Annotated in this window: 5 protein-coding genes and 1 other RNA gene; 4 read left to right on the top strand and 2 right to left on the bottom strand. The window is 61.1% G+C overall.

Going from position 1 to position 9,493, the window contains the following annotated elements:
• Positions 1-135: 135 nt before the first annotated feature.
• A complete protein-coding gene (locus tag O0J15_RS19470; protein ID WP_019661237.1) occupies positions 136-708 on the bottom strand; it encodes a hypothetical protein in 573 nt (190 codons plus the stop codon).
• Positions 709-927: 219 nt separating this feature from the next.
• On the opposite strand from O0J15_RS19470, the gene ssrA reads away from it, so the two are divergent.
• Together ssrA and O0J15_RS19460 are read left to right on the top strand one after the other, a co-directional pair.
• Positions 928-1,281: a transfer-messenger RNA gene (gene ssrA / locus O0J15_RS19465) on the top strand.
• Between the two features lie 162 nt (positions 1,282-1,443).
• Complete coding sequence (locus O0J15_RS19460; RefSeq protein ID WP_308306135.1) at positions 1,444-2,685, top strand: integrase arm-type DNA-binding domain-containing protein; 1,242 nt, start codon at positions 1,444-1,446, stop codon at positions 2,683-2,685.
• 229 nt (positions 2,686-2,914) lie between these two features.
• Here O0J15_RS19460 and O0J15_RS19455 read toward each other — a convergent pair whose 3' ends face one another.
• Entirely contained in the window at positions 2,915-5,542 is a 2,628-nt protein-coding gene (locus O0J15_RS19455; RefSeq protein ID WP_308306134.1) for an AAA family ATPase, read from the bottom strand.
• Positions 5,543-7,219: 1,677 nt separating this feature from the next.
• Here O0J15_RS19455 and O0J15_RS19450 point away from each other — a divergent pair.
• Together O0J15_RS19450 and O0J15_RS19445 are read left to right on the top strand one after the other, a co-directional pair.
• Positions 7,220-7,927, top strand: coding sequence for a hypothetical protein (locus O0J15_RS19450; protein ID WP_152525810.1), 708 nt, complete (start codon positions 7,220-7,222; stop codon positions 7,925-7,927).
• A 311-nt stretch (positions 7,928-8,238) separates the two neighbouring features.
• Positions 8,239-8,658, top strand: coding sequence for a hypothetical protein (locus O0J15_RS19445; protein WP_188241262.1), 420 nt, complete (start codon positions 8,239-8,241; stop codon positions 8,656-8,658).
• Positions 8,659-9,493 lie beyond the last annotated feature (835 nt).

Genomic DNA, 9,493 nt, shown 5'->3' with positions numbered 1-9,493 from the left:
CGAGCCACGCTCGGCTGCTTTGGCTTTCTGTAGAGCCGAGCCACGCTCGGCTGCTTTGGCTTTCTGTAGAGCCGAGCTGTGCTCGACTGCCGTGAAGCAGCCGAGCATAGGTTCGGCTCTACAACACGATGCGGCTCAGCTGGCCAGAACGCCCTGCCTGCGCATCCTCGGCGCCAGCGCCGCATGCATCACCGCCAGGTGCATCACCACCGAAAGTTCCGGAGCGTGGCGATCATCACCGGCGCGCCACTGCTGCGCCAGCCGCGCGGCGTCGACGGGCAGCAGGGCCAGCAACTGGGCGTCGTCCAGCGCATCGGCGGAAGCCTGCAACTGTCGCGCAACTTGCCGCGACTGCCACACATGCACGCCAATGCTGAGGCTGGCCAGCGACATCAAGGTCAGGGCCAGGCCATGTTCGAACCACTGTGACAGTACATCCGGGCCCCACAGCAGCGCGGCGAGCACCGCCAGCGCCGGCAGCCGCCAGCCCAGCCAATGCAAGCGCCCACGCTGCGGCCAGTGCACCACCACCGCACTGGAGACCAGCGCGGCTGCCGCCGTCGCCGGCAGCTCGGTCGGCCAGGTGGCCGCCAGCAGCACCGCCAGCACCGCCCAGACCCAGCCGGGCGGCAACGCGCGCCGCTGGTAGTCGGCCCCGACGGGTCCAACCAGCTGTCGCAGGCTGCGTTGTTGGCTTGCCTCGGTCACCCACAGTCTCCCTGTCTGTCCTGGCTTGGATGGTCGTCGCCAGTGTGTCGCAAATTCGTGCCCATGACGTTACCAATCCGCTATGACGGAGGCTCTACAACTTGTTGTGGATTGCCACGGTGACTGTTCAGCTGTTTTGGCGTAGCATTGGCAGCGTTGGGCAGGCCCCGCTCGTGGCAACACGGCATTGGCCCTGTACATTGCAGCACTGTAGAAACCGGGGGTGCATTGGTTTCGACGGGGGTTGTGAAGTCGCCTGGCGCATGCCGAGGGGGTAGCTTTCCTCGTAAATCCAGCTGCAAAACTCTAGTTGCCAACGACGACAACTACGCTCTGGCCGCTTAAGGCCTAAGCCTCGAAACCGCTTGTGTCCATGCTCGCGGTGTAGAGTCACTATCATGGAATCGCGCTGGGCGGCTGCCTGTCAGCCCGGCACTAGAACACAACAGGCTGGTTCCCGGATGCGCTTTGCGCACCGTGCTGTTCGGGGACGAGATCCAACGGTGAGCTAAGCATGTAGTGCTGGGGATGGAGTGCCTTCGGACGGCGGTTCAATTCCGCCCACCTCCACCATACGAAGGTCCGAGAAGGACCATGAAAGGCCGGGAATCCCTTGCAACACAAGGCTCCCGGCCTTTTTTGTGTCCCGCGCGGTCCAGGTTAGTCTCTTGAAATGCGGCTCCCGGTGGCGGTAAGAATTGCGGTAACACGCCTACCGCCAAATCAGTTACCGCCATGCCGCGTACCGTCGCCCCTCTCACCGATACCGCCATCCGCAAGGCCAAGCCCGGCCCCAAGCCGACCAAGCTTCGGGACGGCGGCGGCTTGTACGTACAGCTCAACCCGGATGGTTCGCGTTGGTGGCGGTGGGACTACCGCCGGCCCGTGACCGGGAAGCGCAACACGCTCAGCTTGGGCACCTACCCCGAAGTCTCCTTGGCCGACGCACGCGGCCGCCAAGCTGAGGCTCGTCGGCTGCTGGCATCAGGCATCGACCCAGGCGAACACCGGAAGGCTGCCAAGGTCGCCGGAGTGGAAAAGGCCGCCAACAGCTTCGAGGTGGTGACCCGCGAATGGCTGGGCAAGCAGAAGTGGGTGGAGTCCTACCGCTGCAAGGTCGTCGCCTGGATGGACAACGACGTATTCCCGTGGATTGGCGGGCGTCCGGTTGCGGAATTGGCGGCCCCCGATTTCCTGCGCGTAGCCCGCCGTATTGAAGAACGCGGGGCCATCGAGTCAGCTCACCGGATCATGCAAAACTGCGGCCAGGTCATGCGGTACGCGGTCGCCACGGGACGGGCCGACCGGAATCCGGTGGCCGACCTGAGGGGTGCCCTGGCACCTCCTATGGAACGGCACCATGCCGCCATCACTGATCCACGCGAACTCGGCGGGCTGCTGCGGGCCATCGACGGCTATGCTGGCGATGCGAGCACCCGCGCCGCCCTCCGACTAGCACCGCTGATTTTCGTCCGTCCAGGCGAACTACGCCATGCCGACTGGTCGGAGATCGACTTGGATGCAGGCGAGTGGAACATCCCCGCGCACAAGATGAAGATGCGCGAGCCGCACCTCGTTCCGCTGTCCTCGCAGGCTGTGGCGATCCTCCGCGACCTGCAACCGCTGACGGGTCATCGCCAATACGTGTTCCCCGGTGGTCGTTCGCCCAAGCGACCGTTGAGCGATAACGCGCTCACCGCCGCGTTGCGTCGCATGGGTTTCGACAAGGAAACCATGACGGCCCACGGCTTCCGTGCCACTGCGCGCACGCTGTTGGACGAAGTGTTGGGGTGGCGGCCGGACTTGATCGAGCATCAGCTGGCCCACGCCGTCCGCGATCCGAATGGGCGCGCCTACAACCGGACAAGCCACCTTCCCGAGCGCCGAAAGATGATGCAGGCGTGGGCGGACTATCTAGACGCCCTGCGCGCTGACATGGGAAATGTAGTCGTCCCGTTCAAGCCGAAGGCCGCTTAGAAGCATATACCGAGGGCCACGCCACGTGACCCACACGCTCCAACAGCCGGCAAAGCCGGTTGGCGGACGGCGTCGGTAGTCGCGGCGGACCGCCTGTGGTTACTGACGCCGCGTGAAAACATGCTGATTAGGACTGGGCGTGGCGATGGTCGCCAGATGCCTGGCCTAGCGTCAAAGTGCCCTAGCGGCCAACACCAGCCTGTAGCGAGACCACAACACCACAGATCACTCAAGCAATGTTCTTTTGCCTGGCCCGCAGAGACGCTGCCCAGTTCTTCAAAGCCTGTATGTCCTGAAAGAGATCAGTAGGTGGTGGTGCCGCGCCATTCCTTCCGCTGGATGGATCGTGGGCGTCGACAATATCGCAGCACTTCTTGAATCCGGCGGCGAAAGCATCGCAGTCAGCCCCGCTGAGTGCGCTGACCTTCTTCAGTTCCTTGGCGTTGATGTAGTCCCTATGGCGCTGAATAACGCGGACGAAGGCGATGTCCTCGAGCCCGCGCTCCCATGTGGCGCGCAGCGAGTTGTAGAACTTTGCCACCTCGACCGCGTACTTTTCTTCCTCGTCCTTGTCATGCAGCAGCTTTGCCGCACGTGCCGCCTTCTCCAGCTTGTCGATGCGATCTTCGACGCTCTGGGCCTTCCAAGGCAGGCCGTCAGTGACCATGCCGGCGCCCGCGGCGCCTCGATTTAGCGTCGTAAGCCGCACTGCCCGCCCGGCATTCGTCGCGTGGTCATTTAGATCGTTAACGAACACCAAGTCATGCGTAAAGACGATGACTTGGCGGTTCTCCGCCTCTTCCACGAGACGCTTGGCCACCTGCCTACGGAAACGATGGTCCAACGAGGACACTGGGTCATCGAAGACCAGAGAAGATCGGTGCATTGCGGTGGCGAGCTCTGTCATGAAACCGGCCAGCGCCACGCAGGTCTTTTCTCCCTCGCTCAGGATTTCGTGGACTTTGGCATCCGGCTTGGCGACGAGGCGCACCTGGTACTGAGGAGAGCCATACTTGCCGCCAGAGCGAACTATTTCGACGCGAACCTTCGAGGCCGCAAGCCTAACAATCTCATTCTGAAACCGGTCCCGCAGCCGAGGCGTAATCACGGTGTCAGCAATGTCGTTGCCCATCTTGGTGATGGCGTTCGTCACCGTGTCGCCAGAACACTCGCCCAGAAACCGGACTGTCTTCAGCCGCTGGATTTCGTCAGTGACAGTCGGCAGCATGCCGGCGAGCAGTGCCCGATCGCTCAGCTCGGAGAAATCGGCTTCTATCCTCTTGCGTTCATCCGCGTCAGCGGACTTACGCAGTTCGGCGGCGTAGCTGCGGATAGTGGTCTGAAGCTGGCCGAGGTCAGGCAGCGGCGACAGTGGAACAGGTGGAAGCTGCAACTCGCCATTACCGCCGAGGACTTGGAGCAGAACGTGGCGCCTCAGTCGGGCTGCGGCGATGAAGCGGCGCGTCTGCTTCTGTAGTACACCATTCTGGAGTCCCAGCTCGTCAAGACTGGCCTTAACTGCCCGCGTGCCGATTGCCCCGGCAGCTATGGTCTGCCGCGCGGTTTGAGCTGCCCTCTCTGCCTCGCGCGCCATCTGTTCCGTGTCCTTCTGGACAAAATCCTCGAAGCGTGCCATCCGTGCACGTGCTTCGGCTTCCAATGGCTGCTGGCAAAGGATGCAATAAGCGTCTTCGGCCGACGGAGGGAACGGTTGGCCGGGGTATGCGATGTCCGTCGAGTAGCGTCGGGCGGAATCCCAAAGCGCCCGCCATGTTTCACCGCCGACGCCGGCAATGGGTTCGCCCGTGAAGGCCTTGTCCGCGGCAATACGTGCGGCATCCCGTTTCGACCGTGCGTCCCGGGCGAGGGCAGCGGCTGCCAGCAGCTCCTCATCTGCGGTTCTGGCTGCAACACTGTTCACCACGGCAATCAACCTCATGATGTTGTCAGCTTTAACAGTTTGCTCCGCCGCCGCCTTCGTCGGATTCTTCAACAGGTCTTCGCGCAGACGCTCAAGACGGGCACTTTCGTCTACCGAGAGCGCTGCCAAGGCTTCGATCTTCTCTACGTCCGTGTTGTAATTCAGTGCAGTCAGGGCCTTTCCCACGGCCGTCGTGGCTTTCCAAGTGGGTGCAGCAAAGATCGGATTGCGAGCTTTCTCTAGCTGCTTCTGTTCAGCTGCGAGAGCATCCTTCACCGCCTGACAGGCTGCAGCAAGCTCATCCGGTACGTCCAGGCCAAAGGGCCGAAACGCAACTTCGTTCTTCTCGCGGATATGCACTGAGGCGCAATCGCTGTCGAACACGCTCACAGCAGACAGCGCTGCATGCGGAACAGCGCCGTTCTGCCACTGCCCCACCGGTTGCGGTACACCGCCGATTGCATACGCGATGTTCGCGCCGACGCATTTCGGGGGCTGATCAACATACACATTGGGTTCGATCTTTCCGGCATGCCTAGCACGGCATGCGCGTTTAAGGATGCGGGCATAGCCTGACTTGCCTGCACCGTTGTCACCGTAGATGATTGTGATTCCATTCGGCTCGAAGCTGAGGGTCTGGCCGGCTGCAAGGTTGTTCACGCCGGTCACGTCGGTGATCGACAGAAGTGATACCGCGGCGGTCTGATCGGGGTTGGCCGGAAGGTGGGCCTTCTCCAGCGGTACCGCTTTCAGCACGCCAGCGGGGGCACCTCTGGCTTGTTTGCAGAGGTCCACGAGTTCGCTAATGTCCGCGTCCGTCAGACGCCCGTTTGCAATGATGCGGCGCAGAGCGTCACGCTGCCAGAGTGGCCGTTTTTTTGACCAGTCCAGAATCGTTTCGAGGACGGTCTTCTGCGATGCGGCAGGATTATCCATTTCCTATTCCCCCTCTATGTATGCCTATCGTGCCCGTAAGCGACGAGTTTTCGCCACTAGTGATCTCACGAGAATTGATTTTTCTCTCCAATTCGTCGAATCAAAGAGCCTGCCAACGTCTGCTCGGGGCTGGAAACGGACGCTACACCATATGCCCCGCGGCCCGATCAGCCATTTCCTTTTCAACACCAGTGCCCCGTCCCGCCACAACCGATACAGATGTCCGGATCAGCCGGAATCCGTGACCGCCAGTGCGTGAAGGATGTCGCAGAGCAAATAGCCCAAGCAGCCAGCGGCGAACCAGCGGGCTGCCGGCCCCGAGCGATTCTTACCCACAGTACCGCAGGAGCGGTGTCCTGCCGCGACGCTCAATGTAGAGCAGTAGACGACCAAGGCCGACGACTGTACAGCGGTCGGACCGTCGGGCTATCCAGAAGCCGCCCTCCCCCGGCCCAGGCGGCAGGAATGCCAAAGTCCAAGGGGTAAAAGGAAGGCGAAAGTCCACGCTATACAGGGAATATCCACGATGTCGGCTCCTAACGTTTATGTCTACGGGCGGCTCTATCTGTCTTTTTCGCTGCCCCCCGATGGGAGGATGGCACCACAGGGATGGCTTGTGGCAACCCCCTCCGCTAGACTTAACTTACTGACACGAAAGAACTTAATCCCACTTGCGGGATCAACTGCGTAAGCGGGACGAATTGCCAACGAGTGAAGCAGCCAGGGACACCCATGTCGCCCTCGAAGCCTTTTCGTCGAATCCTCCACTTCCACGAGCAACTGATGGTGCGCACCCGCTGGTATCCCATCGCGGTGGCCTTCGCGCTGGTGTGGGCGACGGCTATGGTCACCAAGTCCGCTCTGTAAGGAGACACATGGAAACCGCGACTACGCGCAAGGTTGGCACCCTACGGCGCATCTGTTGGCGGCATGAGCCATGAGGGCGAATCTGCTAGTTGCCTTTCTCGTGGCGGGAGTAACCCCCATCAACCCGCTTCTCGGGCTGTGGGCATACGGTCGCGGGCATGCTTGGGCGCTGCCGCTGTCGGCCCTATGGGGCTTGGGAGCACTGGCGGCGTTTTTCATCAACGCGGGCAGAAAGCACGGTGGCAGCCCGGAAGCACCCGACGGGCGTGACTAGGGTCTTAGCCAAGTGGACTTAGTCACTAAAGGTTCCCCTCTCGACTTCCGGCGCGATGTCGGCGTCGCTTGTGTTTGTGGTGAGATTGCTCTAGCCGCCATGAAAGCGGGCCACGTTGTCACTGTACTGAAGGCATGGTCCACGGACCTGTACAGCGGCCCTCCGCCCGTAGGTGCACGCGCCACAAGACCTTCCTGAGCCCCGCAGATGAGAAGGGGAGGCGCACCGGCGGTCCTTCATCTGCTTAGATATACGCAAATCGAACAGCGAGCACTCTCTTGCGCATTAGTCTCTCACCGACCGCTCTTTGCGCGCTGACTTCCGGCGCGGCTATCGACGCGACCGCGGGCTCCCTGAGCCATCATGCTAGTAGGGGCGGGCGACACCCGCGAGGCCTCTACAATCATGCAACTTCACGCCTCTGCGAGCGCATCACTCGCTACGCCACAGATGTCGAAGCATTGCTAAGACTCGACTACGAGGGGATCTCTAAGCCTGGCTCGGGCAACGATAGCTGGGCTGCCACCTCAGACGCATTGGAAGCACTGACCTACGCAGCTGCGGAGTATGACGACGACCTAAAGGCAATTGTCAGCAACTACTTTGCCACCAAGGAAGAAGCTGTGCGGGACGAGCGCGCCAAGTTTTTCCGGAGCACGATTAGGGGGGCTGCCAACTTGCTCAACCTCATGGCGAACAAGGCCAAGCACGAGCATGCGCGCGCTCGTCTCTACACTGCTGAAATCTCATTCCCCTACCAACCAATCTCGCTTCACGGCTTCTTTCTGGAGGGGATTACCGAAGATGGAGCAATAGGTCCCCATCCCGTTGTGCATGCCGTCCAGCCGGTCTATTCCTTGCCCAGCTTGGCTTGGATTGCGATACACATGATTGTCGAGACGGACAAGGCGCTGACGCATTTTCTCTCATGCCTTTCGCGCACGGAGTCCCCCAAGGCAGACACTTCGTGCTCCAACTTTCAGAAGGCGGTGAGTGCTTCGGCCCGGCTACCCGCCTACAGCTTCGGCGAGACATTTTACGAGTATCGCCTCATTGACACCGACCGCTCTGAGACTCCGCTGGATTCTGGGCTGACCGGTAGTCTCCTCACGGAATGGCCGCCCGGCTGGTTTAAGGTCATAGGAGCCCGAGTGAGCTATATCGGGGACGGTGCTTCGGTGAAGTACACAACGCCACCGGTCGCTAAGGTGAAGCTGATCCGCTACCCGGTGCCACGCCGCTAACTCGCATCCCCTCCAGTCGCGGCATCGCCTCCATAGGCGGTCGCCCCATACGGCACAGTACGTGACCGTGTCATGGGTTTAGTGGACATCATCGGGATAGGGACCGTAACGGTCCGCCCCGGCCCTCCATAGGCGGCACTGGATTTAGCCGTCATCATCGGGAGAACGGCGAGCGGCGCTGAACCCCGCTGTACGCTCAGCCTCGCCCCCCTCCGACCTCCTCACCACCACCAATTGACCCTGCGAGTGCTGGGCCTTCGGGCCTCGGCGGCTTTGCCGTGCGCTTTCGCCAGGGACCGAAGAAGCAGACTATGAAGAAGCAGACACCACCCCCGTACTACTTCACGGATCATGACGGCCGCCACTTGGTCCAGTTGCATGTCCACGGCAGCGACACCCCAACAGTCACCGAGGCGGTCGTATGGGACAACGCCAAGCGCCGCTATGGTCTTACCGGAAGCGTCTACATGAGCAGCGACGGCCAGGGACACCGGTACGTCGTAGCGACCATTCCTGGTAGCGGCTCGCACGCCCCGCTGGCGCGCCTTCTGCTGGGCCGACCGAGTGGCTACCGCGTGTGCTACGTGGATGGCAATTCCCTCAACCTAATGCCAGAGAATTTCCAACTGGTTGCACCATGGGCGGATGAACGCACTGCTGCTGAGGCATTGGCACTGCACCTCGCCAGTGCCCGACAGGATAGTGGGAGTTCCCAATCAAGGTCGGCGTGAGCTTCTATCCAGCACCGATGCCACCGGGGTCAACGTTACTATCGACGGACCTCTACAGTAGTCCTCCGGTGAAGACCTGCGACACCAAGCGACGCTCGCTTCTCAAGCCCCGAAAGTGACAGAGGGGACTTGCGTCCCCTCCTTGGCAACTTACTCGTCGTCAGCCGAGTTTCCACATTCCAAGCCACACTCCGGCCCGAGGCTGTCATCGTAGTCGCCCTGGACGGAGACGATTTGCGCGTCCCCCTCGCAGCGTTGATCTTCTTCGAAGCAATCCGGGCAAACGTTCACCATCGGATAGTTCTCACTCGCCCTGTCACTCGACATGTCACCGTAGATGGTGCATGCCTTCCAGCCTGTCGTGTCCAAAGTCGTTCCCTCTGTTCGGCACTGGCTGATCGCCAGCGACGACATTCTGCCATCGGCGTGAGCGCCGCAACACGGCGGAGACCATCGACCAAGGAGGGGCTTGACAAGCCTGGTATCATAATAAGACCTAAGTATTACTATAGTGGGACTGTAGAGTTCTATTCACTGGTATTCACCACCAAGTAGAACTACAGTCCTCCTATGCACTCCTGGGGTGTTCCTTTGTCCTCCTTGGGTGCCAACTGCGGCGGTAATCCCAAAGCAGCCAGAACCCGATAGAAGCTCGAACGCATCCCCACCGCTAGGTTGTACCGGGCTTCCTCTTGTACGAGGCTTCTGGCGCAACTAGCGCGCTCCATGCGGCGTCCACGGCCTACACCCATGCACGCCCGCAATTGCATGTCGTCTCTCTGAGCGTGTCCCTCACGACCTAGTCGCTGCTGCCACAAGTCGAGCAGCGATAGTC

Source organism: Stenotrophomonas sp. Sm10 (genome assembly GCF_030985515.1).
GTDB classification, from domain to species: Bacteria; Pseudomonadota; Gammaproteobacteria; order Xanthomonadales; family Xanthomonadaceae; genus Stenotrophomonas; species Stenotrophomonas hibiscicola.
The sequence above is the reverse complement of the archived record's forward strand: the minus strand, read 5'-3'. Positions and strand labels throughout refer to the sequence as shown.